General features: G+C 36.0%; 30 protein-coding genes. 7 read left to right on the top strand and 23 right to left on the bottom strand.

What is annotated here, in order from left to right; all coding sequences use genetic code 11:
* The first annotated feature begins 13 nt into the window (after positions 1 to 13).
* From ACYP5M_RS18080 to ACYP5M_RS18070, 3 genes are all read left to right on the top strand, one after another.
* Positions 14 to 760 carry an SDR family oxidoreductase gene (locus tag ACYP5M_RS18080; protein WP_459735357.1) on the top strand — a complete coding sequence of 249 codons (747 nt, stop codon included), beginning with the start codon at positions 14 to 16 and terminating at the stop codon, positions 758 to 760.
* 33 nt (positions 761 to 793) lie between these two features.
* The gene (locus ACYP5M_RS18075) at positions 794 to 1,204 is read left to right on the top strand and encodes a cupin domain-containing protein (protein WP_260356699.1); all 411 of its coding nucleotides are present in this window, start codon (positions 794 to 796) and stop codon (positions 1,202 to 1,204) included.
* Between the two features lie 249 nt (positions 1,205 to 1,453).
* Positions 1,454 to 2,017 carry a dihydrofolate reductase family protein gene (locus tag ACYP5M_RS18070; RefSeq protein WP_434168594.1) on the top strand — a complete coding sequence of 188 codons (564 nt, stop codon included), beginning with the start codon at positions 1,454 to 1,456 and terminating at the stop codon, positions 2,015 to 2,017.
* Between the two features lie 177 nt (positions 2,018 to 2,194).
* Here ACYP5M_RS18070 and ACYP5M_RS18065 read toward each other — a convergent pair whose 3' ends face one another.
* The 5 genes from ACYP5M_RS18065 to ACYP5M_RS18045 all read right to left on the bottom strand — a co-directional run bounded on the left by ACYP5M_RS18065 (position 2,195) and on the right by ACYP5M_RS18045 (position 6,304).
* The gene (locus tag ACYP5M_RS18065; protein ID WP_434168593.1) at positions 2,195 to 3,346 is read right to left on the bottom strand and encodes a DUF4179 domain-containing protein; all 1,152 of its coding nucleotides are present in this window, start codon (positions 3,344 to 3,346) and stop codon (positions 2,195 to 2,197) included.
* Entirely contained in the window at positions 3,330 to 3,857 is a 528-nt protein-coding gene (locus ACYP5M_RS18060) for an RNA polymerase sigma factor (protein ID WP_434168592.1), read from the bottom strand. The genes ACYP5M_RS18065 and ACYP5M_RS18060 overlap by 17 nt, the downstream gene beginning before the upstream one ends.
* Before the next feature lie 367 nt (positions 3,858 to 4,224).
* Positions 4,225 to 4,398 carry a hypothetical protein gene (locus ACYP5M_RS18055; RefSeq protein ID WP_169803995.1) on the bottom strand — a complete coding sequence of 58 codons (174 nt, stop codon included), beginning with the start codon at positions 4,396 to 4,398 and terminating at the stop codon, positions 4,225 to 4,227.
* A gap of 331 nt (positions 4,399 to 4,729) precedes the next feature.
* Positions 4,730 to 5,239 (bottom strand): DinB family protein, encoded by a 510-nt coding sequence (locus ACYP5M_RS18050; RefSeq protein ID WP_230178584.1) that lies wholly within the window; start codon positions 5,237 to 5,239, stop codon positions 4,730 to 4,732.
* Between the two features lie 450 nt (positions 5,240 to 5,689).
* Positions 5,690 to 6,304 carry an undecaprenyl-diphosphatase gene (locus ACYP5M_RS18045; protein ID WP_434168591.1) on the bottom strand — a complete coding sequence of 205 codons (615 nt, stop codon included), beginning with the start codon at positions 6,302 to 6,304 and terminating at the stop codon, positions 5,690 to 5,692.
* 535 nt (positions 6,305 to 6,839) lie between these two features.
* Between ACYP5M_RS18045 and ACYP5M_RS18040 the strand changes: the two genes are divergently transcribed.
* Positions 6,840 to 7,556, top strand: a complete 717-nt coding sequence (locus tag ACYP5M_RS18040; RefSeq protein ID WP_434168590.1) for a DUF4386 domain-containing protein — start codon at positions 6,840 to 6,842, stop codon at positions 7,554 to 7,556.
* 181 nt (positions 7,557 to 7,737) lie between these two features.
* On the opposite strand, the gene ACYP5M_RS18035 is transcribed toward ACYP5M_RS18040, so the two are convergent.
* The 7 genes from ACYP5M_RS18035 to ACYP5M_RS18005 form a co-directional block, all read right to left on the bottom strand.
* Positions 7,738 to 8,433, bottom strand: coding sequence for an aspartate/glutamate racemase family protein (locus ACYP5M_RS18035; protein WP_434168589.1), 696 nt, complete (start codon positions 8,431 to 8,433; stop codon positions 7,738 to 7,740).
* A gap of 36 nt (positions 8,434 to 8,469) precedes the next feature.
* Complete coding sequence (gene fosM, locus ACYP5M_RS18030) at positions 8,470 to 8,892, bottom strand: FosM family fosfomycin resistance protein (protein WP_434168588.1); 423 nt, start codon at positions 8,890 to 8,892, stop codon at positions 8,470 to 8,472.
* A 14-nt stretch (positions 8,893 to 8,906) separates the two neighbouring features.
* Positions 8,907 to 9,437 carry a PepSY domain-containing protein gene (locus ACYP5M_RS18025; RefSeq protein WP_434168586.1) on the bottom strand — a complete coding sequence of 177 codons (531 nt, stop codon included), beginning with the start codon at positions 9,435 to 9,437 and terminating at the stop codon, positions 8,907 to 8,909.
* 23 nt (positions 9,438 to 9,460) lie between these two features.
* A complete protein-coding gene (locus tag ACYP5M_RS18020; protein WP_434168585.1) occupies positions 9,461 to 9,904 on the bottom strand; it encodes a GNAT family N-acetyltransferase in 444 nt (147 codons plus the stop codon).
* A 330-nt stretch (positions 9,905 to 10,234) separates the two neighbouring features.
* Complete coding sequence (locus ACYP5M_RS18015; RefSeq protein ID WP_434168584.1) at positions 10,235 to 10,714, bottom strand: GNAT family N-acetyltransferase; 480 nt, start codon at positions 10,712 to 10,714, stop codon at positions 10,235 to 10,237.
* A 229-nt stretch (positions 10,715 to 10,943) separates the two neighbouring features.
* Entirely contained in the window at positions 10,944 to 11,363 is a 420-nt protein-coding gene (locus ACYP5M_RS18010) for a VOC family protein (protein ID WP_434168583.1), read from the bottom strand.
* 481 nt (positions 11,364 to 11,844) lie between these two features.
* The gene (locus ACYP5M_RS18005; RefSeq protein ID WP_434168582.1) at positions 11,845 to 12,213 is read right to left on the bottom strand and encodes a winged helix-turn-helix transcriptional regulator; all 369 of its coding nucleotides are present in this window, start codon (positions 12,211 to 12,213) and stop codon (positions 11,845 to 11,847) included.
* A gap of 283 nt (positions 12,214 to 12,496) precedes the next feature.
* On the opposite strand from ACYP5M_RS18005, the gene ACYP5M_RS18000 reads away from it, so the two are divergent.
* On the top strand, positions 12,497 to 13,492 hold the full coding sequence (locus ACYP5M_RS18000; RefSeq protein ID WP_434168581.1) for a zinc-dependent alcohol dehydrogenase family protein: 996 nt from the start codon (positions 12,497 to 12,499) through the stop codon (positions 13,490 to 13,492).
* A 467-nt stretch (positions 13,493 to 13,959) separates the two neighbouring features.
* Here ACYP5M_RS18000 and ACYP5M_RS17995 read toward each other — a convergent pair whose 3' ends face one another.
* The 11 genes from ACYP5M_RS17995 to pdxR form a co-directional block, all read right to left on the bottom strand.
* A complete protein-coding gene (locus ACYP5M_RS17995; protein WP_101226022.1) occupies positions 13,960 to 14,757 on the bottom strand; it encodes a fumarylacetoacetate hydrolase family protein in 798 nt (265 codons plus the stop codon).
* Between the two features lie 503 nt (positions 14,758 to 15,260).
* Positions 15,261 to 15,905 carry a DUF4272 domain-containing protein gene (locus tag ACYP5M_RS17990; protein WP_434168580.1) on the bottom strand — a complete coding sequence of 215 codons (645 nt, stop codon included), beginning with the start codon at positions 15,903 to 15,905 and terminating at the stop codon, positions 15,261 to 15,263.
* 279 nt (positions 15,906 to 16,184) lie between these two features.
* Complete coding sequence (locus ACYP5M_RS17985) at positions 16,185 to 16,394, bottom strand: hypothetical protein (RefSeq protein WP_063235826.1); 210 nt, start codon at positions 16,392 to 16,394, stop codon at positions 16,185 to 16,187.
* Between the two features lie 229 nt (positions 16,395 to 16,623).
* Positions 16,624 to 16,944 carry a CPBP family intramembrane glutamic endopeptidase gene (locus ACYP5M_RS17980; protein WP_260356673.1) on the bottom strand — a complete coding sequence of 107 codons (321 nt, stop codon included), beginning with the start codon at positions 16,942 to 16,944 and terminating at the stop codon, positions 16,624 to 16,626.
* 775 nt (positions 16,945 to 17,719) lie between these two features.
* Positions 17,720 to 18,106, bottom strand: a complete 387-nt coding sequence (locus ACYP5M_RS17975; RefSeq protein ID WP_434168579.1) for a DUF192 domain-containing protein — start codon at positions 18,104 to 18,106, stop codon at positions 17,720 to 17,722.
* Between the two features lie 245 nt (positions 18,107 to 18,351).
* A complete protein-coding gene (locus tag ACYP5M_RS17970) occupies positions 18,352 to 18,585 on the bottom strand; it encodes a cyclase (RefSeq protein ID WP_434168578.1) in 234 nt (77 codons plus the stop codon).
* 404 nt (positions 18,586 to 18,989) lie between these two features.
* The gene (locus ACYP5M_RS17965; RefSeq protein WP_101225823.1) at positions 18,990 to 19,367 is read right to left on the bottom strand and encodes a hotdog domain-containing protein; all 378 of its coding nucleotides are present in this window, start codon (positions 19,365 to 19,367) and stop codon (positions 18,990 to 18,992) included.
* A gap of 200 nt (positions 19,368 to 19,567) precedes the next feature.
* The gene (locus ACYP5M_RS17960; RefSeq protein ID WP_452445060.1) at positions 19,568 to 20,500 is read right to left on the bottom strand and encodes an MBL fold metallo-hydrolase; all 933 of its coding nucleotides are present in this window, start codon (positions 20,498 to 20,500) and stop codon (positions 19,568 to 19,570) included.
* A gap of 99 nt (positions 20,501 to 20,599) precedes the next feature.
* Positions 20,600 to 21,376, bottom strand: coding sequence for a helix-turn-helix domain-containing protein (locus ACYP5M_RS17955; RefSeq protein ID WP_452445059.1), 777 nt, complete (start codon positions 21,374 to 21,376; stop codon positions 20,600 to 20,602).
* Between the two features lie 24 nt (positions 21,377 to 21,400).
* Positions 21,401 to 21,976: a LysE family translocator gene (locus ACYP5M_RS17950; RefSeq protein ID WP_459735356.1), complete on the bottom strand. Its 576-nt coding sequence runs from the start codon at positions 21,974 to 21,976 to the stop codon at positions 21,401 to 21,403.
* Between the two features lie 250 nt (positions 21,977 to 22,226).
* Positions 22,227 to 23,708, bottom strand: a complete 1,482-nt coding sequence (pdxR, locus tag ACYP5M_RS17945; protein ID WP_452445057.1) for a MocR-like pyridoxine biosynthesis transcription factor PdxR — start codon at positions 23,706 to 23,708, stop codon at positions 22,227 to 22,229.
* A 148-nt stretch (positions 23,709 to 23,856) separates the two neighbouring features.
* Here pdxR and ACYP5M_RS17940 point away from each other — a divergent pair, with 148 nt between their 5' ends.
* The gene (locus tag ACYP5M_RS17940; protein ID WP_452445056.1) at positions 23,857 to 24,636 is read left to right on the top strand and encodes a PhzF family phenazine biosynthesis protein; all 780 of its coding nucleotides are present in this window, start codon (positions 23,857 to 23,859) and stop codon (positions 24,634 to 24,636) included.
* 5 nt (positions 24,637 to 24,641) lie between these two features.
* Positions 24,642 to 24,941: a hypothetical protein gene (locus ACYP5M_RS17935; protein WP_452445055.1), complete on the top strand. Its 300-nt coding sequence runs from the start codon at positions 24,642 to 24,644 to the stop codon at positions 24,939 to 24,941.
* Positions 24,942 to 24,947: the final 6 nt, after the last annotated feature.

Raw genomic sequence — 24,947 nt, 5'->3', positions numbered from 1 at the left:
GGTGTTATTTATTATGCCAAATATTCAAGATAAAGTTGTCATTATTACAGGTGCTTCTTCTGGGATTGGAGAAGCTACTGCAAAAGAACTTGCGTCTAAAGGTGCAAAGTTGGTACTTGCAGCTCGTCGTGAAGATCGTTTAAAGAAATTACAAGATGAAATTAAAAACAATGGTGGACAAGCTATTTATAAAGTAACGGATGTTACTTCTCGTCAACAGATGGAAGAACTCGCTGCGTATGCTCTTAATGAGTTTGGAAAAATTGATGTGCTAGTCAACAATGCTGGAATCATGCCACAAGCATTTCTTGCAGAAAATAAAGTTGATGAATGGGATATGATGATTGATGTTAACGTCAAAGGTGTATTGTATGCTATCGCTGCTATCGTTCCATCTATGAGAGAACGCAAATCAGGTCACGTTATTAATCTTTCTTCTGTAGCTGGACATAACATCTACCCTGGTGGAACGGTATATTGTGGTACTAAATTTGCTGTAAAAGCCATTTCTGAAGGTTTACGCCAAGAAGAAGCAATGAGTGCCACGAATATCCGTGTAACAAATATCTCTCCTGGAGCTGTTACAAGCGAATTGTTAGAGACTACAACAGACCCAGCGATGAAAGCAGGATTAGATGAATTTTACAAAGCTGCCATCGATTCTGACCGTATCGCTCGTGCAATAGCCTTTGCCATTGAACAACCATCTGATGTAGGAATTAATGAAATGATTATACGCCCCACAGTTCAAGTAGGTTAATAATAAAAAATATAGTTTCATGGAGGAGTTAAAATGGCAAAACATGAAGAAGTAAAAAATGGCGTCATTTTCCCAGTGGGTGAGAAAAATGAAGCATATGCAGAATATTTCGTGGGACAAAGTTATCTTAAATCATTAATTGCTGACCCTAAAGTGAGTGTTGGTGTAGGGAATGTGACCTTTGAACCAGGATGCAGAAATAACTGGCATATTCATCGTGATGGATTCCAACTTTTATTAGTAACTGGTGGCGAAGGTTGGTACCAAGAAGAAGGTAAACCTGCTCAATTCTTAAAAGCTGGAGATGTTATTGTCACCCACGATGGTGTAAAACACTGGCATGGTGCTACAAAAGATAGCTGGTTTGAACACATTGCAATCACTGCAGGTACACCGGAATGGTTGGAACCAGTAACAGATGAGGAATACAGTAAAGTAAAATAATAGTTGAGGATAAAAAATGCCCTGTTATTCAGGGCATTTTTTATATCAATCCTAGGATTATGATGTGTTCTTATAGAAAGGAGGAATACTTTGGAAAGGCCATATATAATATGCCAAATGCTGACATCATTGGATGGGAAAATAATTAGGGATTATTTGGAGGAATAACGCACCCAATATTTAATTGACGAGTATGAAAAAATTCATGAACGTTACGGATGCAAAGCATGGATGTGTGGCAGGATTACCATGGAGGAAAACTTCACCTTTGGACATAAATTAGATTTAACACATGAAAACATTCCGTCAATACCAAGAACTGATTATGTAGCAACTACAGATGCTAAAACGTATGCAATTGCAGTAGACCCTTCTGGGAAATTAGGATGGACAAGAAACTACATTTCAGAATGGAGCGAGAATAGGACAGAAGATCATATAGTAGAAGTTCTTACAGAGCTAGTCTCTGATGCTTATCTTGCTTATTTACAAAAAATAGGTATTTCGTATATTTTCGGTGGAAAAGAACAATTAGATTTTATGGTAGTAGTTCAAAAGTTTAAAAAATTATTTTCAATCGACAAAATAATGTTGGAAGGCGGGGGCGTTTTAAACGGAGCGTTTCTAAATGAGGGTTTAATTGATGAGTTAAGTTTGGTCTTAGTCACAATAGCTGATGGTTCTACTAACTCTTTGACACTTTTTGAATCTAGCTCTCATCTCCCAAAGGCAGGACCATTAAATTTTTATTTAAAAGAAATAGATAAATTGAATGATGGCGGGTTTTGGATGAATTATGTTACAAAACAATAGATGAGGAATAAAACAAATTAAATAATAGTTAGTCAAGAATTGCCCTGTTAAACAGGGCTTTTTTAGTAACATTGTTAAAAAGTGTACTTAAACTATCCTGCCCCTTTATTTCTCTATGGAGCTGTTTCCAGCTCCATAGAGAAGTAAAGTACCTGTTAGTTGAAGAAGCAATATATTTTAATTGTGCAATTTCTCATACAATTTCTTATGTTCTTTATCACGTATAATGATTTTATATGGTATTGCTTCAACGGATAATTCCTTCCTTTTTACTTCAACTACCTGTCTTGCATACTCTTCAATTCTTTCAGCTTGCTCTTCAGTCTCCTCTCCTTTGGATAATGAAGTCTTTAAAATGATTTCAAGAGGTTTTGGATGAAAGGAGTAGGCAAAACCATTTGTTTCTTTAAACTTTTTATGTGTTTCTTCCATGACTGCTGTAAAAATAGGCTGCCAATTCTGACCCTTAATTTCGTCTTCACTTTCTCTTTTGACTTCAACTTCAAACTTCTCATGCTTTTTTGCATATATGACATCATGTACATGTTTTTCTATTTGATTCTTCACTTCTTTGTAATGTTGCTCTGTTCCTTCAATCCCCACTTTAACGGAAACCTTTTTGGGGTTCGTAGTTACTCCACTAGCTAAAATGGTATAACCCTTTTCTTCTACAACCTCTTGCGTTATTGTAAGTATTTCATCTGTAAGTTTCTCTAATTCTATATTTTTTTCACTTGGTTCAACATTATCCCGTACTTCTAATACAATCTCAACTTCATCAATTTTATAAGACTTAGCGCATTTAAAAATAATATCTTTAATTTCATCCCCATGTTCTTGTTTAAAATCTACATCCTCTACCCAAACAGTGAATGAAGGGGGCTCAGAGGAAAAAAGCCATGACATTCCAACTTCTACTTTTCCTTTATACTCCTTATTCTCGTTTAACTTTTTAGATATCTCGTCATATAAAGCATCTAGCTTTCCTTTCCTGTCATCCGTTTCCTTCAAGCTTTGCACAATTTGATTTATGAAGGAGACTTTTGATACAACCTCTGCCATTGCAGGAGAAATAAAAGCTGAGCCAATAAATAAACCCAATAATATGATCAACGCGATACCAGAGTATGTAATTTTCCTTATCAAACTTACTTTTTTGAAACTAGTTGATAGGAGGGGAATTTTGCTTCTCTCTTGGGACTCCAACTTTTCAATATCAGAAATGATTCGTTTTTTCAGTTTTTGTTTTTGCTTTGTTTTCCACAGTAGATCGGCATTTAACTTCTTTAAGGAGATATCTAAATCAGTATCTTCATATTGTTTTTTCATCCAAATACCCCTCCTTTATTAGTTGTTTTTTTAATGCTGGAATAGCTCTAAAAAGAGTTGATTTAACTTTACTCTCAGACCAACTCAATATCTTTGCTGTATCCTCAATAGAAAAACCTTTGATTTTTCTTAAAACGATCACCATTCGATATGTATCTTTGATTTCCCCTAACGCTTTATATAGTTCAGATGATTCCTCTTTTATTCGAATCATTTCTTCAGGCAATGAGTTATTATCCTTTTGCAAAAGAAATACTTCTTTAAAGAACCTGCTGGGTTTACGTTTTCTTAAAAAATCAACCGTTAAGTTGTGAGCGATACTGAATAGCCATGTTCTTTCAGTGGAATGCTGATTAAATGAATTATAATATAAGTACGCTTTTACAAAGGTATCATGGGTCAAATCCTCTGCTTGTTGATAATCCTTAACCATCAAAAAAATAAAGCTTAAAATGGATTTACTATGTTGGTCATACCAATCTGCAATTTCTACTTTTATGTACTCCGACAAGTTTCCACCCCTCCTTTTCTTAAATTCAATACTTAGACGTAATAATTAAATAAAAGTTGTGCTTTTGCATAAAAAAATCTCTAAAAGTTTAGATTAGAGATCTTTTTGTTTTTATAGAACTGATGTTTATCAGTTGTTTTAGAAATAAGTTCCTCGTTAGATCTAATATTAGTATCCTTATGGAACTATCCTGTCCCGATAGTTCCATAAAGAAAAAGCTGCCTTTAAAGACAGCTCCGATCTTCAGCTAAAGCACCTGTTAGTTCTATAAGACTTATTGCAGAGTTGACACATACTGTGTCATAAAGTATTTATATAAAATCAAAAAATAACTGCTCCTCAAAAAGCAGGAGCAGAAAAAAAGATGTTATTTCACAACTTTAAGAGGAACAAGTACTTTATTAAAAAAAGACGTTTCGAGCTTGGCTAACCAACCGTTTCCGTTTTCTCCATTAGCTACTTGAGCAGCGTGTTTTTTGTGAAATTCTGCTACCCGTTTATTATGCTCTTTATGCCATTGGTGCATAGAATTATGTTTCATTCTTATTGCCTCCTTTCCGTTTCATTATATTTCTAGAAAAGTTAAATAGAAAGTGCTTTTTATTCAGCTTTTGAAAGAGAGGAAATCGATAAGTTAATAAATTGAATATGCACAGTTCGTATACAACTAACCTGCCCCTTTAGTGACATAAGGGTTTTTAAACAACATTATTATTTTTTAATGACTTCATTGTAAATTAAACAACTTTATTATCTCTGTACAGTAGCGTCAGGAAAATGCGGATTTACAACGTTAAGGAAGTTTCAATATTAAAAAACCTAATTTCTCAGCATTAAATGAGAAATTAGGTTTTTTCATTAATAGAAAAGACTTATAAGTATTTATCACTAATCACTTTCATATGGTGTAACTCGTGCCCGACAATGCCATATGCAAAGGTACCTATCGAAACTGGGCTGTTCATTACAGTTCCATAACGATCCCACGCTGCATCATCAATGGTTGAAATAAGACTTAACGTGTTGGAGCGTACCATGTCTAAACCAGCTAGTAGCTGCTCCCAGGATAATTTGTTGAAGTTTGCCGCAGAAACGTATTGATCCTGATCCATTGCTGGGAGTGGTGCACTTTCATTTCGTGCAATGGCAAGCATTCGATACGACATCACACGTTCCACGTCGGCCAAATGCCCAATCACTTCTTTTAAAGTCCATTTCCCTGGTGCGTACGCCTTCCTTGCTGACTCCTCTGATATGCTGCTCAAGAAGGTAATGGTCTTAGTTCGTTGCTTACTAAGTATTTCTTCAATATCTCCATCTGGCACAAGACTAACATACCTATCATACTCTGGATTTTCAATAGATAATGGTCGTGGACGCACAAGAATCCTCCTCATCGGAATAGTTAATTATGGTTCTAGGCTAATATTCGACTGTCAGGAACATATTTCCTTTATTTGATATTTAATTTCATTACCGCAAAATAATTGCAAATTAAACAAATTTATTATCTCTGTACAACTGATTTATGCAGTTAACATAATACAGATAATAATGGATTAATTCACTTTTTATTCCACTAACCTGCCCCTTTAGTTCCAAAGAAAAAGGTTGCCGCAGCAACCCTTTGTTAAACTATCCGGATCAGTCGAAGAATGGTTAATTTAAAACTTAATGTCTAATAATTCATACATTTCAAGAAGAACATCAAAATGTTTTTCTTTTGATAAATACATCATTTTCTGCCCTGCTCCGTTTGGTTCTTGAAATAATATTTATATCAACAATTGTAGTGAAGCAATGATTTTAATAGTATATTAGGTAACTCTTTTTTAAAAGTCCTTTGACTTACCTTTCTTTTGTTTGGAAAGGGCAGATAGAATGGACTGTTCGCCCTCTACTTGATTTCCTAAAAATTTCTTAGTAAGACTTAACTTAAGAACAATTTTGTAAACGATCGTGGCTGAAATGATACTGATGATAGCTCCGACAAGAACATCTGCTGGATAATGGACACCTACCCAAATTCGCGAAATACCTACAAAGACAGCCAAAATTACCCATAAAAACCCCCAACCCTTTTTGAACAACCAGAAGGTTATACAAAATGAAAAAAATATAATCGTATGGTCACTTGGAAAGGAATTATTGACTGCTTTTTCAACTAACTTATTAACGTTGGGCAACTCAGCAAATGGTTGATAATTCGAGTGGAACTGCCCTGCTATTTTCGCCAATATTTCCGAGATAACTAGTGTAATAAATGCACAGATTACCATGATTCTATTTTTATTTCTTCGAGAAAACAAAAACATCAGGACTGCCAATACTAAGATAAAAATCATGTATTCAGCTATGAATACAAAAAATGGATTTAAATCGGGGTATTGTTTACCTAGATCATTAATCATTCTAAACAATTTACTGTTCATTTCGGACAAAGCCATTGAAAAATTCCTCCAGATTGTTTTTTCACTTTAACCTTTATTAAGCTCCATTATGTAAATAAGATGAACTTCAATTAAACCTATATTTTACATCTTTCAGACAGAAAGTCCATCATCAACTTTCAGAATAAATGTATTTCAAGCCTCAAATACAAATATGGTTCATCTTGTAGATAAAAAAATCGTTCATTCCCATTTGTCTGATGAAAACAGAACTCCTTATTCGATAAGGGGACTTTGATTAGCGTTTCTTTTCCTTTCACTTCTAAAGAATGTACATACAAATGTTATTGACTTTCTTTTGGGAGTTAAGCTGTAGCCGACAGTTGAGATAAGGGTTTTGTAAATGATAATTTTGACAACAGTAATGACGTTAAAGACAGAAATGCTACGATTAGCTGCCTATTTTTCTAATAGGGTAATAATTGGAATAAGCTCAGTAATATGATAAATAACAAGTAGTGAAGTATTAAATTTGTTTGTAACCCAACGGTTATTAGTCTTATCGCCATACATTAAAAAGGGAGATGAACAAATGAATACTACCAAAAAGAGCGCAATAATTGTAGGGGTTCTGTTCATACTTGCAGCAGTTACAGCAATATTAGGTCTAATTTTATACAAGCCTATCCTAAATGGTCCGGATTATCTGATTAATGGGTCTGACCATGCCAACCTGGTGACACTTGGAGCGCTTATGGAATTAATTCTTGTCGCTTCAGCGATTGGTACTGCAACTACAATGTTTCCAATTTTAAGAAGGTATAATGAAACTATAGCTCTTTGGCATGTTTGCTTCAGGTTTCTCGAAGCGATTGTCATCACTATTGGTGTAATCAGCGTACTATCCCTGTTGACCTTAAGCCGCGAATTTGTAGCAGCAGGTGCCCCGGATACCGTATCTTTTCAAACTTCAGGTATAGTATTAAAAGCAGTACATGACTGGACATTTATGCTTGGTCCCCTCTTCCTGTTGGGTATAAACACGATGATGTACAGTTATATATTTTATAAAACCAAGCTCGTACCCAGGTTTATCCCGATCTTAGGTATGACCGGGGCAACTCTTGTTTTTATTTGTGCCCTGTTAGTAATGTTCGGTGTAATTCAACAAATTTCTGTTTGGGGTGCTATTTTGGCACTGCCAGTAGCAGCTAATGAAATGATTTTAGCAGTCTGGCTCATCGTTAAAGGGTTCAATGAATCTGCGCATGCTTCCATGTCTGCATACAAGAAAACGAACGAGAGCTGATGGCAACCACCATTTAATCATCTGAACTTAAAGGAGAGTCGTTTCTTACCTTTAGAGTTAATGCTAATTAAATAAAAGACGTTTGGAAGAATTCCCAAACGTCTTTTTGCCTAATATTTACATACCCTGCCCCTTTAGTTGCAAAACAAAAAGGCTGCTGCAACCTTCCTTATTACCGTGTCTAACATTTTTCTAATGCCATATTAACAGCTTCAATGGCATGGATTACAGCTGTATCAAATAATGGCACTTCTGAATCCTCTGGTTTAACTAGTAAACCAATTTCTGTGCAGCCTAATATTATTCCTTCCGCTCCATCATCAACTAACCCCTTGATAACCTTTTTGTAATATTCCCTTGATGATTGTTGAATTTCCCCTAAACATAATTCTTCATAAATTACTTTATTGATCACTTTTCTATCCTCATCATTTGGTATCAAAACCTTGATACCATTAGACTTAATTCGTGTTTTATAAAAGTCTTGCTCCATCGTATATTTAGTGCCAAGTAAACCAACCGTACTGATTTTGGACTTTTGAATTTGTTTAGCTGTTGAATCAGCAATGTGTAAAATCGGTAAACTGACTTTTTCTTCAATATATCCGACCACTTTATGCATCGTATTTGTACAAATCACAATCATTTCGGCACCTGCCTTTTCCAAAGACAGGGCTACATCGCCTAATAATTTACCAGAGCTTTCCCAATCTCCATCAGCTTGATAGCGTTCGATTTCTTCAAAATCGACGCTATATAAAATGCACTTGGCTGAATGCAATCCTCCCAATTTGACTTTTACATCTTCGTTGATGAGTCGATAATATGCTAACGATGACTCCCAGCTCATTCCGCCAATAAGGCCGATAGTTTTCATGAATGTTCCCCTTTTCCTTTGAAAATAGCTTACTTATCAGTCAAAAAACTCCATATGTGCTTTTTCTTGTTTGTAGTAATCCATTCTATTTTGTAAAGTCCCTGTATGAAACTCAAACTTATGACCATCTGGATCAGTGAAATAAATGGACTTCTTATCTTTTTCATCTCTTGGACGTCCTGACAGGATGTTTACATTCAATAGCTTTAGTTTCTCGTACATGTTCATAATGTCAGCTTCTTCTATGGAAAATGCTATATGTGTGTATGATTGGCTTATTTCATTACGGGGTATATCCTTTTCTACATTCAGGGCAATCCACATTCCATTCAAATCAAAATAGGCAGTGTTTCTCCCCTTAACCAACAATTTTGCATCAAAAACATTTTGATAAAACTCAATGGAACTTTCTAAATTAGAAACTGAAAATAAAAAGTGATTCAAACCAGTTATAGACACATTACCACCTCATATTAAGATTGCTTTTTTTTCGCCATTAGACGCTTATAGAGAGGATAACCGAACATGTAATACCCTGAAAATGACAGCAGGATTAAGGATAAACCGGTCATTGTGAGGATACTGTATCTATACCAATCGCCAAAGAACGATCCATCATGCAAAGTAATCAGGAAAGTCGAATAATCCGGATTTGTGGATAACACTTTTCCTGTACTCACATCTATTTGAACACCTTGACCGTTATTAAAGCGAACCTGGTACACATTTGCACTTGGTCTATATTCAATTCTGAATATATCTTCAACCGAGTCCGCACCTGGAAGATCCTGAGACGTAGCAATGGACACGACCTTCTCCATAGGTATCGCTTGAGCTGGCCCCGCCTCTTTTCCCGTCCTTAACTCATCAGCCACTCCGAGTGGTAACATATAAACAAGTACTAGGCCTGTGACTGCGATGAACATAAAAAAAACAGATAAAACCAAACCAGTCCATTTATGTATTTTTCGGCTTAATTGATACAGCTTTACAGATTTCGACAATTCCATCACCCCTTGACTACTTTTCAAAATAAAATTTTCTTCATAACCACCCTATCTTCATTTACAACATAATCATTTTTCAGATAAAATGCTTCTGCAAGACCGTCATTAGCCGTTAATAAATATAGACTTTTAATCTCTCTCTTCTGCAGTTCAGCTTCTAAAGAACGAAGCATTTTTGAGCCCTGCCCTTTGCCTTGCATTTCATTATTCACACAAAGCTCTGCCAAATAATAAGTTAAACCTTGATAAGACACCTTACTATTTCCAGCAATGAAACCAACTGGATTGTGATCAATATGAAATAAAAAGCCAAGAAATTTAGGCGTATGCAATAAGTCGGAAAGTCTCTCTTTAGCCGTTTCATATGTCCATCCTTCATTCCATGGTTCACGATTAAAAACATTTATGTATAGTTCGATACATAGCTCCAAATTCTCCGATGTTAGCGGTACCATTTCTGTCATATTCATGCTTCCTTTCTATTTTCATTAAAATTTTGTATATTAATCCAAATTATATCTTATCTTATGTGAACTAACCTGTTTCTATAGAACCATAAAAGAAGAGCTGCCTAAGAAGAAGAAAATTACAAAAAAAACCAGTCAATCATGAAGGGCTTACAATGAGCAGATTAGATAATTATGAGGTTCTTCAGAGAAATATTACAAAGAACGGGTATTGTACGTGCTATTCCAGGCAGCATTAGGAATGAATAAACGCTTTAGCTGACAGTCCTGCCTTAGTGGATTCTATAAAAAAGGTCAACCGGATTTTTACTGGTCGACCTTAGTTCATTAAGAATTTGATAACTGTTTCATGAATAAAACTCTATCTTGATTATGTCCGTCATAGTCAGAGTGGACTGAAACACCATCAATGAATGTATCTCCCTCTTCCATTTCAAATCCCATCTTAGTATGATAGGCGATTGAAGATTTGTTGAGCGGAGACGTTACACAACGGACAACATTGCGGCCATTTTGATTAACGACATGAAAGAATTGATTATATAGCTGTCTTCCGATATCATTTTTTCTGTATTCAGGATGCACTCCGACAAAGTGTATATATGCCTCATCAGATTGAGATTGAGATAGAATCCCTATTAGGAAACCGACTATGTTCCCTTCCTTTTCGGCTATGAAACTTGTATTTGTAAAATGTTCAAAGAATAATTTCGGTAGCATATCAGACATTTGCCTTCCGCCCCACCATTCATTGATTAGCGGAGATATGGCATAGTAATCTGCCCCTTTCACTGAACGAATTTCCATCCTTCTCCCCCTTTAATGATGTAAAAGTCCAATTCGTTGCCGCTATCCTGCCCCGTTAGTTCATTAAGAAAAGGGATTCTTCTTAAAGAATCCCTCCCTTTCGCGGAATACTAATTAATCATTATCATTTGTTCGAGTAAATGATTCTGTAAAATAAATTGTGTAAACAAACCATCGATGCGAGTAGTACAAACTGGACATGCGTTAAGCTGAATGTCCAAAGTACGGATCACGCTTTTCCGGTCGAACCCAGAACCTCCAAATAGTGCTGATTGTACATAATGCCTAGGATGTTCCCAAAGGGATCAACCACTGAGGCAGTAATGAACCCCTGACCGCGAACTGTGGGTGCCTCGTGTTCTTTCGCCCCCATAGACAGCAGCTTCTCGAAAGTTGCTGTCACATCGTCGACGTGCCAGTACACGACAGCACCACCTGCCCGGCCGGTCGACGAACCATCGGGCGCGTAGCGGCTATCGATCAGGCCAAGCTCGTGCTGGTAGTCGCCGAGGCGAAACTCGGCATATCCTGGGCGTTCGAAGTATGGGTCGATACCCAACAGCTCGGCGTACCACTTCTTTGCCGCCACTAGATCAGCCGCCCAAAAACTGACGGTGGTGAGTCCTCGTAATGTCTTTGTGTCGCTCATAATCGATTTCCTCCTCAACTTCGAGTAAGTAACTATACTTTAATTTAGGTCGCCGGGTAATTTCCTAGTTGCTGTTCCAATAGCTATTGTATACGTCTAATGCTGACAACAGTATGTCAGTGGAGAAGAATATTTTTTCAAAAGTGCTTTGAACTTTTATTCCTTTGATTCACTTCGATTTTCTTACGAATAATCCCTTCTCATATTCAAGAAAATAACCCAATTGTTGAACAAAGATCAAACTGCACTGTTGAACTCACCTGCTTTTATCTCCATAAAGAAAAAGAGCTGCCGAAGCAACTCCCTTAAGAAGGTAAAGCACCTGTGCGTATTATAAAATCAGGGAATATTTCGCAATATAATTTCTTAACTTCATTTTACATCCAATTATTCCCCTTAATCTTCTAGGTAAAAAAAACAAAAGTCATAGATAAGCTGAAAGCCAACTTTCTGGTTTTGTCGGCAGAGCCCCCTATGGATGCTACATATTTTCTGAGACCTTTCGTTTCATTAATACCTCATTTCCGTACACGTGTCCCCAATCTCTCATTAGGTAAATAATAGGTTTTAATGTTTCTCCAAAAACAGTAAGGGAATATTCAACTTTTGGAGGAATCTCGCGATATATTTCACGATGGACAATACCATCTTGTTCCAATTCACGAAGTTGCAACGTTAACATACGTTTTGTGGTATAGGGCATAAGTCTCCCTAATTCGTTAAAACGTTTAGGGCCGGAAATTAAGTTATATAATATGATCCCTTTCCATTTGCCTCCTATCACATCTACTGTAACTGCAACAGGACAAGCAGTAGTATCGGGACACTTTTCCGTTTTAAATTCCTTCATATTGCCACCCCAATCTTTTTAGTATCAAATTGTATACTATATTACAAATTTTATCCTATTCAACAAAAATGTGCGTACTTTTAATTTTATATTATATAAAGTATCATTGATTTTGCAAGCAAAGATTAAATATTCGTATTTTTCACACCATTTTAGGATGTTACTATTCGGATGCTTATGTTTCTGGTGTGGCAATATCAAAAAATCTGCTTGCTTTAATTCATCCTAACGATGAATAGTGACCAGACATTTTCCCATAAAAAAATAAATAGGAGTGATTTGAGTGAAAGCACAAATTATTCAATCATTTGGTGATCCATCAGTATTTCAATTTAAAGAGGTTCCAAAACCCGAATTAATACCTGGACATGTACTTATTCAAGTCAAGGCTACAAGTGTAAATCCTATTGATACGAAAGTCCGTGCTGGTGCAGTTCCAGCCGTTTCCCCCGAGTTCCCAGCCGTTTTACATGGTGATGTCGCAGGTTTGGTATCTGCAGTGGGTGAAGGAGTGACTGAGTTTAAAGTTGGCGATGAAGTGTTTGGATGCGCGGGTGGTTTTAAAGGGACTGGCGGTGCACTTGCAGAGTTCATGCTTGCAGATGCTGATTTACTTGCTCACAAGCCGAAAAACTTGACGATGGAAGAAGCCGCTGCTTTACCACTAGTTTCCATTACAGCATGGGAAGCTTTATTTAATCGGGCAAATCTTGTCCCTGGACAAAATATACTGATCCATGCAGCCACCGGGGGTGTAGGACACATTGCCATTCAGCTAGCCAAATGGGGAGGCGCAACAGTCTATACAACTGCCTCTTCGCAAGAGAAACTGGAGATTGGCACGCGTCTTGGTGCAGATGTAACTATTAATTATCGAGAAGAAAGCGTTCACGATTATGTACAAAAATATACAGACGGAAAAGGTTTTGACGTTGTTTTTGACACGGTAGGCGGAGAAAACCTGGATCGCTCTTTTGAGGCAGCCGCGGTACATGGAACAGTGGCAGCCATTGCTGCCCGTTCCACTCATGACCTCTCCCCCGTGCATTCAAAAGGGCTCTCCCTACATGTTACCTTTATGTTGTTGAAGATATTAAACAAGGACATGCATAAGCAATATGGAGAAATTTTGAAGAAGGTTGCCAGTGTGGTTGAGGAAGGTAAGCTGCGCCCGCTTGTGGATCCAAACATGTTTACGTTTGAAGAAGTCTCAAAAGCCCATGAGTACTTGGAGTCAGGCAAGGCGATGGGAAAAATTGTTTTGAGAAATAATTGGTGATTTTATTTTAATGTTCATTCAAAAGCAGAGGTACAGAGAGAATCTCTATAGATCCTCACTGTATCGTCTGCTTCTATTTTTTATTATGTAAAACATCCTCTAGCACTACATTCCACTTATCTATACTTCAAGAAAAATTCATTTAGTTCCATAAGAAGTTTACTTTTCCCGACTGTTAACACCGCCTCTGATGCTGTGTACTTTATTTTACTAAACATCATCGAATTCCAATCATTATTAAATTTTATAGTCATATATCAAGCCATGTTAGCTAAAAAATATTTTCATAGATGCCATGCACTCTTACGTATAATTACTACATTGACAAGACAGCCATTGGCTGGGACTCCGTACTTATGCATCTATTACTCAAAAAATTATCATCCATTATATCCTTAATTAAAGAAAAAAAGCTGCCTTAAAGGCAGCTCTGATCTTTGTTAACTTATTAGAAATTCAAGCAAATCTTACTGAACACCATTACATAACCGACCGATATTCTCGACTTCAACAACGACTTCATCCCCCGACTTGATCGTGCAGCTGCCAGATGGTGAACCCGTAGCCAAAATGTCACCGGGCTCCAGTGTCATTACCTGTGAAAGCCAGCTGATTAGAAAAGGAATGCTTAGTGACATTTCATTGGTATTTCCGTCTTGGACAACACGGCCGTTTAAAGTGGTCACAATCCTTAAATTTGTAGGATCCACCCCGGTAACGATGCACGGTCCCAAAGGTCCGAATGTATCAAATCCTTTGCCCCGCGTAAACTGCGGATCTTTTTTTGTTAGATCTCTTGCTGTGACATCATTAAATATCGTGCAACCAAATACATAATCAAGCGCATCTTCTTCTTTGATGTTTTTTCCGCGCTTTCCAATGACAAGGGCCACTTCCCCTTCAAGTTCCACTTGGTTGGATAGCTCGTTTGGAGGAAGGATAATATTCTCCTTGTCTGCAATAAGCGAAGATAATGGCTTTAAAAATAAAAATGGTTCAACAAGGTTTGCCTCTCCACCCGTTTCCTTCGCATGACCAGCATATGTCCAGCCGAAATTAACCACTTTCGATGGTTTTACAGGTTCCAAGATTTTTACGTCACTATATTTCAGCTCGACCCCGTCATACTTTATTTCCTTGTTGACAAGTTCAGCAAAACTGCTAGACAGTTGTAATATCATGTCATCCTCAACAATACCGTAATGTATTTTGCCCTGTTGATTCTGATAGCGAACTATTTTTTGTGTTTTTTGTAGCACATGCATTATGAATAAACTCCTTTGATGATTAAGATTACCACAGATCATATAAAATCCGGTTCTCCTATACTATAACATGCCTGTTCTTTTACGTGAAAAAAGAGCTCTCGTCGCGACTCACTCTTCAACTAAACCGACCTTTAGTTAATTAAGCTTAAGTTATTTAACTATTTATTTTATGGAACCTACAATTTATATGTAATTTTATCTGTGTATTGCCTTAGGCCGCAATAAATATTCCGATTGATAGACCTAGTATACATTCCCCATGAAATGTTTACTTAATTTTATACATACCTAAAACCAAGCACAAATCAAAGTCTTGGTGCTTATTGATTATCTCAAAATATCAAAACTTTTGTACTGGTAATTCGTCCCTTATTCAGCTAGCCTGCCTCCGTAGTGCCATAAGAAAAAGGCTGCCTGAGCAACCTTCCTACCTGTTAAATTAAGTGGATAACTTCACATTTAACCCTGATATAGGAGCAAAAAAGTATGTATTGCAGCTTTTATGTATCTGTACTTATTTCCTCCCATTCTTGATCCATATAATTCACTAGCCAATTAAGAGTGTAGTGCCTTTCATATACAACGCCTTCATCTAGAGATGATGCAACTTCCAAATGATTTATTTGGGCTTCTCGTACCGCCCAATGTGCCCTATATATAAAATCAAGACTATCTAATATATCACTGGTTGGTTTTAAAGTGGATTCACCAAGCAGCTCTTGTTTAGAATGAAGAGAAAAAACCTTCTCAAAAACATATTCAGCATTGCACGTATCGGCTGGGACATCTATATCGGATATTAGATTTACAGACCAAAGCAGAAGCCAAATACATTCTAACTTCCAAGAGTATTGGATCAGCTCGTTCTGATTAGGTTGTTTTTTCTTTAAAAAATTTTGTTCCTCTTCTGTGAATAATTCATTAGCATTATACCTTTCAATAAATTCCTCAATTTTTTCTGGCGGAGCCTCCATGGCTTTTGCTGAGACTATTGCTAATGAAATAATTCTGTTTATAATTTCTTCCTTTGTTCTAAGGGAAACTTCTTCTTCATTTTCCGTTAAGGGTAAATGTTTATTTATTGGTACCTTTAGGGTCTTTAATATTTTTTCGGATTGTTTTTTTCTCTTTTTCGAACTTTTCATTCCGCACCTCACTATTAGCTGATCCCGCTTCTTTAAAATTATTATTAGAAAAAATTTACGCAAACCGCCTTTTATTGTAACATGCTACTCAACTTTCCTGGGTATTTAGTTGCACAAAGAAAAAGCTTCAGCTCCGATCTTCCGTTAAAGCACCCGGTAGTTCCAGAAGGATTATTCGTCTAAACTCCCCTTTAGTGAAATCCACTTTTATTTCTCAAAATAAAAATAGTGCCAACTTCTCTTTAATAGAAATTAGCACTTCGGTTTATTCACTATATGTTATCGTGCCGCTTTAGGCGGTTGGCACACATCACATTTACGTTGGTTATTATTTTTGAATTTCTTGAATGTTTTTTCAAAGTTGCTGCCACATGTACATTTAAATAGTAACTTTTGAGAAAAACCGTGATATTCCGTCGTCAGCAACTTACTTTCCGAATTGTTCTCAACAAATTCTTTAATTTTACCAATCGTCCATTGTTTATTCATTCTCTTACACCTCCATATTTTATCGCTATGCGGAGGCTTTTCTGGCATCCGTTCAGAAACAGTAATTATCGTAAGCTATTCATTATAACATGAGCTGGCACTCAATTAAACAGATGGATATATCTTAATCTGCCCCGAAGTTGCAAAAAGGAAAAGCTGCCTTAAAGACAGCTCCGATTTTTCAGCTAAAGCACCCGGTAGTACATTAAGAACCCGGTTTGGAATAAGTTCAAATTATCCAGCCATTGAAAACCATACCCAAGTTGATAACAATGTGAAAAACTATGGATGGATATATACTATCGCTCTTTAAAACTACGATTGCATAAAAAAGCCCCCCAAAAGAAAAAAGTAAGCTTATGATTACAGGAATTCCAATTGATATATGTAGTAGCCCGAACCCGATACTGGTTATTACGACAGCATAAAAGGTGGAAACATTTCTTTTTAAACTAGATAACATAATACCTCTCCAAATTACTTCTTCAAGTGTAGCGTTTATGATGGCAAACAATATACCGAAAAGTAATACTGTTTTTAAATCGCTCATTTCTTGACTAAATAATGGTATAAGTAATGTGCTCGATACCATTAGCCCAATAAGTAAAAAATACGGTAATTTAATTGTATGAAACGGCATTGTGATACGCCTGTGCCAATCTGGTAATAGTGTGTAGAAAAATATCTTCTGCTTAGACAACAATAGTGAAATCATTGTTCCAATCATAATGAACATAAGTAAACATCTGTTTATTATGATTTTCATTTCTTTTGATATGTTCCATTCATTGATATAGCTGCTTCCGAGTTGATACACCAATGTACCTAATAAGAAGAAAATGAACAGAGAAACTGATGAACGGTATTTATTAGGTGAGATGTAGAGAATAAGCAAGAATATGAGTGGCAATAATCCCCAAACAAACAACCTATATGAAAAAAGAATAATACCTGCGAAAAATAGGATTGCCAAAAATAAGAGAAACATATTGGTCCGTGAGCGATTTATGCTAATCCCCCCTTAAGAAAGCACAATTCAATCGTTTCAGATAAACGTTTGTAATAACTGCTCTTTAGCTGAATAAGTCCCTGTATTTACAATACCATAAAAAGTAAATTACCCCTCATGTTACTTAAAATCAATAAGCATTATGAAAAGAGCTTTGAACAAAGATCAAATGGCACTCCTATAAACTGACCAATAGCTGCATCAGAAAGAGCTACCTTAAAGACAGCTCCTACCTTCAGCCAATGCACCCTTTTTTCAGTAATTTTACCTAAAAAATCACCTCACCACTAAAACTAGAGGTAAGGTGAGATGAATTTCAATAAAATCTTACATAATCCCCTTCTTTAATTTGATTCTTTTCAAACCAGCCAAGATTCACTTCAATTGCATAGTGATAAGAAATTCCTGGATCATAGGTAGGACATATATCTTCTTTACAAGGCTCCATATGTAGTATTTTTAGAATTTCCCCATCTGAATCAAGAAAAGCAATAGATAAAGGAATTAATGTGTTTTTCATCCAAAAGCCACCATATATTTTTACTGGAAACACAAATAACATCCCCTCGTTTTCGGGTAATTTCCCAACAAACATTAAGCCCTTATCTCTTTTTCTTTGAGTATCTGCAACTTGAACGGTTAATCTAGTTTCCCTGTTTCCGCTGAGTATTTTTATCATTTTTATTTTTATTCTATTTTTCATGTTCACTCACCTTAGGGTAGTTTTATAAGCAGGAAAGAAATTCAAAAGAAGAAAAAATAACTAAGGAAATCCCTTTTACCATCTAATACTTATTCTATGGTTTTAAATTTAATTCTTCGTTTTCAATAAACACTGCAACAATATATATGTAGGTTTGTTCAACAACCTCGTTTATTGCATAAGAAAAAGCTGCCTTAAAGGCAGCTCCAATCTTAGCTAACGCACTTGTTAGCTGAAGAAGTCGATTACTTTTCAGAGTTCTCATCAACAGGTTTTCGTTTATGTATTTCATTAATTATTTTTTTATTAAATATCTTAACTTCCCCAACCATTAGTAACCTCATATCCTCTACAATATACTTGGCTAACTCTTGGTCAGTAATGTCATCTCCATCAATATCAAGGCGGAATTCCTGCCCTTGAAGCCCACCGCCATTAGTAAACTCTATTTCAAAGTCAAATTGAACTCTTTTATCCATTTGAACCCCTCCTAAAATATTGATTGATACTGCAATTGCATTGATAAATTAGCCTTTTGGCAAAACAGGTTTTTTTACTCCACAGTTCTCAATAGACATATTCTAGACGAAAAAGACAATTACCTTCTTCAACTAAGCTGCCCCGATAGTGCTATAGAGAAAGGCTGCTTCAACAACCTTCCTTATTGAAAGAAGAAAACTAATAGTATTTGTAACAAGAAATTATTCACTCAACCTCGAGTTAGTTGTAAGCTTATTAAGGGCACAAAATCTAAATACGCCACAATAATGTTTATATGGTCCAGGTTAAGCTAATCTGAACCATTAAAAAGCTGCCTTAAGACATCTTCACTCTTCAGCTAACGCACCCGTTAGTTCATTAAGACACATATTCCCCCCAAAATTTAAAGTATTACACCTGAAAAATCCCCTTTTAATACTTCTTTTTCATACTGATTTTTACATAAAAAGAATGCAATAATAGCTGTTCTATTATTTTCTTGCCTTTCATATTTTTCAATTTTAACTTCACAAATTATTGTATCCCCGGTAAACACAGGTCTTAAAAACTCAAAATTCATAGTACGAGCCATTACGTGATGATCTCCACCTATTTTTGTTGGTAGAGTTGCCGTTAATAACCCTTGAATTACAAGTCTTCCCTGTTCATCTGGGGTTATATGATGATTCCCTTCATCACCTGAAATCTCTGTAAATAATTCAACATCCCTTACTGTAAAAGTCCGTTCAAACGTAATGATATCTCCTACTTTTAATGACATTTAAATCCCTCCTGAAAGTTTTATGAAGTTGATTAATGCCCGCGGAAAAAACGCGAATTTTATATCTTAATAACTAACAGCGTCATTGAAGAATTTTTTTGGTAATTTGTTTTCGATTAAGCTTTTGGATATAAGATTTTTATCTGAGGCAAGGAAGATAATTACGCTGCATAGAAACCAGAAACGTTTTTCAGATATCCTTATGTGAGAAAATCTTGAGGTTTCCAATCTTTCGGCTTTATGTTCTTATTCATCCATTTCTTTTGTGGTGCTTGGTATGGGGTGGAAGCAATTAAATGATTATTGTGCCAGCTTGCTGCTCCAGAACGAATCATTTCATCGAGCAGGATTGGGATAAATTCTTCTGGCTGAAGTTGGAAAGAGTAGCGTGCAAAATCTTGGAACCAACCACACTTTAGTAGGTAGTTATCGAGTTCTTCTTTTGTCAATCCGTTTTTAATGATTAATGTGAATGAAAAAATCCTTTTGCAGGCATGCCATGCAACTTTTTCTGGCATTCTGAGCCACTTTTCAAACCGTTCCCTTGCTGTATCAATGGCAGCCAGAGGATTCTCTATTTGTGGTCCATGTCCTGAATATGCATGTTGAATTCGAAGCATGGCCAACCGATCCAAACTTTCTATCGATCGTTGGATAGATGAAACACCCTCTCGAAAGATATTTAACCATCCGATATCACCTTTGTGGAAGAGATCCCCGCAAATTAATACTTCTTCTTCCGGTTCATATAAAGAAATATGTCCTAACGTATGTCCTGGTGTGTGCAAGATTTTTAACGTTCTGCTTCCTGTATTAATATCATCGTTATCAGAGAACTTTAGATCGACTCGATAAGGTTCTACAGGCTGATCTAACCATTCTGAACTACAGGCTTCCGAGTCGCAAGAATTAATTAATTCTGCTTCCCATTTATAAGCACCAATCCTTACTCCATAATTTTTTTGAAAATGAAAATTGCCTCCTACATGGTCACTATGATAGTGCGTGTTCACAATAAGGTGTAATTCTTCTGGTGAAATGCCTACTTCTTTAATTAATTGCTCTGTATCTTTCACATCACTTCCAAAACCAGTATCAATAAGGACCGGGAGCTGATCCTTAATAAGGAACATGTTTGCACTTGGGAATTTTCTTTCAAAGAAAATAATACTGGATTTTTTAATAAGCCATTCCTCCTTAAAGTCACCAATAATAATCGAACAAACTACTAATCAATTTAAATGTGAAATATATTCAAAGGCTGTTGTTCCGTATACGCTTTTAAAGTGTTTATTTAAATGGGTTAAATCAACAAAACCACATTCAGCTACAGCTGAATGAATATCTCTATTTTTTTCTATTAACTGCTTTGCATATTCTATCTTGCAGTTAAGAAAGTATTGATATGGTGAAATGCCAGTATGAGTCTTGAATAACCGGATAAACTTAAATTTCGATAAATCAAGCTCTTTACATAGCTCGTCAAGTTTAGGTATAGTTTCTAAGTTGGTGTGAAGCATATCCTTCGCTTTTCTAATTAGAGTGTTATCTTTCTTATAGTCTGTAGAAAGATCAGTTTGAATAAGGTTATCTGTGAGGGATAACAGTAATTCACTGCACAATGCCTCGTCTTTTTCGCTTAATATTGCATTAGAAAGACTTAGTATTCCTTGTTTAAGCCTATAATCATACACAATGGGGTTTGAAAAGCGTATGATATCCTTCTTCTCAATAACCTCCAGAAGCAATTGTGGCTCAATATATAGCATCACATAATCTAGTCCTGTCTCATCATGTGCCATTCCGTCATGTGCCTGTTCCGGATTAAAAAGCATAACGCCATTTTGATAAGACAAGTGTAAACTGCCATCCAAGTTATAGTGTTGAATGCCACGCAATGTGACTCCTATTGCATACTCTTTATGAGAGTGTTTCTTATATGTGAAATCAGAAATACTTGCTGACAAAGCCGTAATACCCGCCGATTTTTTATAGATAAATTTATCCATTTCATTCACCTCTTAAGTAGCTACCTACATCCAGATCATGATTGCAGCATAAACTAAAAACACTGCCATCAATATATTAACAATCTTTTTATGCTTCTGTAAAAACTCCTTGAAGATTGCACCAAAAAGTACCCATGTAATAAATGCTAAGAATCCTATAACAGTTATAGCGATAACGCTTATTGTAACCGCAGGCATTGAGACATAATAGGGCATAATATACGTAGGAATGACAGTCATTGTAAATAGTACTACCTTTGGATTTAAAAACTGCGTAAGAAATCCAGACATAAAGGTACCCGTTTGGTTTACAGTTGGTTTTGATGAATCCATTTTGTAAACTTGATAAGCAAGATACAACATATAAAAGCTTCCGATTATCTGCATAACAATTAAAATTTTTGGTATGATCGTTGCAAGTATCGTATTTAACATAGCAGAAATAGCAAGTAAGAAACCAAAAGCAATCGTTGCTCCATACGTATATTCCAATGCCTTTTTTGTACCAGAGTTATGCACGGTGGATAATATGACGATATTAGTGGGTCCTGGTGTAAATGTAACAATAAAACAGTAAAATACAAAAGATGTAATATTCATGAGGTAAACTCCTTTCAAGATATCCTCATGTAATTGTACATCCTAACTTTAAAAGCTTATAGTATGTTATTGCAGGGTTATATATTGCTTCTGTATAGATAAACCTACAAATTCAGGTTGCGGATACGTCAAAACCCTGACTTCCTTACGTAAGCAGGAAACCAGGGTCTTTATACAATTTCTATGAGATGAACTGAAAATTTACAACCATCAAACTTTAATCTGAAAGGATTTTTGTTGCAGCCTTTCTTTACATAATGGGGGATTGTCTAAATAGTTGATTTGAAGATAAAAATTTTCTTGTGATATTGCAAAATTTTAAAATTCCATTTTCTAATTCACTATCCGATAAATAGGAAAAGTTTAACCTTAAATGATGGTTTTCCGGTTCTCCTGCGAAACAAGCTGAACCAGGAAGAAAGTAAATATTCTCTTTTTGACATTCGATTAATAAATGGTTCGTGTTCCACTCTGATGGAATGGATACCCATATATTTAATCCACCTGTTGGTTCAATCCATTGAACTTCATTCGGCATATGGGAATTGAAGAGTTCTATAACTTTATCCCTTCTTAATTTCAAAGCAAATCTCAGCTTTTCCATATGGTCCTCCATCCTTTTCGAATGAAAAAATGGGAGAATTGCCTTTTGTGTTAATAATGGACTACCAAGGTCCGTATTCACTTTAGATGCCACTAAACGATTAAACAGAGTGCCATTTGCGGCCAGCAGTCCTATCCGGCAACCAGGAACCAATGTCTTGCTTAGCCCCTTTAAATAAATGACGAAACCATTTGTATCAAGACTTTTTATAGGTGATGGAGGTTTCTTGTCAAAAAATATCTCACTCCAGGGTTCGTCTTCTACAATGATTATTTGATGTTCTTGGGCAAATATTAATAATTGCTCCCTTCTTTTTCGACTTAAAACCCTTCCAGATGGATTCTGAAAGTTAGGGATGGTATATATCATTTTGGGTTTATATATTTCGCAAACTCTTTGTAACAGGTCCATTCTCATTCCTTCTTTATCTAATGGAACAGGAATAATAGTAGCCCCACGAGCACGAAATGTATCAATTGCATTAGGATAAGTGGGTGCTTCTGTAACCACAACATCACCTGGTCCTATAAAAGTTTTCGCCACCAAATCTATTCCTTGTTGAGTTCCATTAGTTACCAATATATCTTTATGGTCAATACTTAAATCTTGTTTGCGAAGATACTCGCTCATAGCTTTTCTAAGTTCCTCATCCCCTTGTGCAGGTCCATACCTTGATAAAATACTGGGATTCTTTTCTAAATTTGAATGGATTTCTTTCTCCAGATAACGATTCGGAAGTAAAGATGGACAAATCGCTGCAACAGAAAACTGAAAACAGTTTTCAAATGATCCATAATGTGTACCAAATTGAGTCCGGGGAAGATAATCTAAAACGGATAATTGCCACTCGAAATTGTTCTTTTTATTATTCTCTTTATCTTCTGATGTAATATTAGCTTTAACAAATGTCCCCTTCCCTTGTATCCGTTCAATTAACTCATTTTTTTCTAACAATGCATACACTCTTACAACTGTAAGTACACTTACCCCTAATTGTTTTGCTAACGCTCTAACGGAAGGCAAACGTTCATCTTCCGATAACCCCCCTGACCTTATTCTATCTGCTATATTCTCATAAATTTGTTGATTAATCGGGATATTGGAGTTCCTGTTTATTTCAATCTTCATAATAAAGCCTCCATCAGCACTGTGTTGAAAATTAAGTGTTATATGATCAAGTTGACTGTTATACATATATACCCATTAATATAAGGATATTCAAGTATAACACCTGAACATTTTACGTTCAATTTGATTAATCTAGGAGGAAAAAATTATGAAGTATTATGTGGTTGATGCATTTGCAGAAAAGGTCTTTGAAGGAAATCCTGCTGGGGTTTGTGTTATGAATGAATGGATTTCTGATGACATTATGCAAAAGGTTGCTATTGAAAATAATCTTTCTGAAACGGCATTTGCAGTAAAAGGTGCGGAAAACTATAAACTTAGATGGTTTACGCCTGGAGGAGAGATCAACCTTTGTGGTCACGCAACTTTAGCAACTGCTTTTGTCATTATGAACTATGTTGAAAAGCAATTGAAAACCATTCAATTCGACACGATGAGTGGGGTACTTACAGTAAATAGAAAAGATGATTTGTATGAACTTGATTTCCCAACTGTCCCTTCAAAGGAGATACCTCTTACTGAACAAATGATTGATGCTTTGGGAACCACACCGATAGAAGCATATCTAAATAGAGATTTGTTATTTGTATTAGAGTCAGAAGAAGCAGTGAAAAATCTAAGTCCTGACTTTTCAAAACTAGAACAGTTGCCAGAGGGTCTTGGAGTTATTGTTACCGCCAAAGGAAATGATTATGATTTTGTTTCAAGAGCATTTTTCCCAAAGTTAAAGGTAAATGAGGACCCAGTATGCGGTTCTGCCCACTGCGGTTTAGTGCCCTTTTGGGGAGAGAAACTAAAGAAACGTGAAATGGTAGCAAGACAGTTATCCAATAGAGGCGGTACACTTTTTTGTAAGCACGAGGACACACGGGTAAAGATGGCTGGAAAAGCATCACTCTACTTAATAGGGGATATTAATATTGGGTAATGACTATGGAAGATATGAAATATAGTCAAACCAACGTTCTAACCAAACAAATAATAATAGCTTGGCGTTTTTGCCAAGCTATTATTTTAGCTGCAAATCAACATAGTTATTTAACAGAGCCTTGTAAAGTTATTTCTTATTCAACTCTACTGCTTCGTTTGTTGAATAAGAAAAAGAGATGCCGCAGCACCGTGTGCATTTATGACAGTAAAAACAGAGCAAAAAGACAATTAATTAATTTAATTGTTCACAATCCTGTTGTTGGAAAAAGCGATCTCCATCTTAAAGGATCGCAAGATATTTAATAATAA

It is taken from the genome of Peribacillus sp. N1 (assembly GCF_054600815.1).
This window is presented reverse-complemented; position numbering and strand designations above follow the sequence as displayed.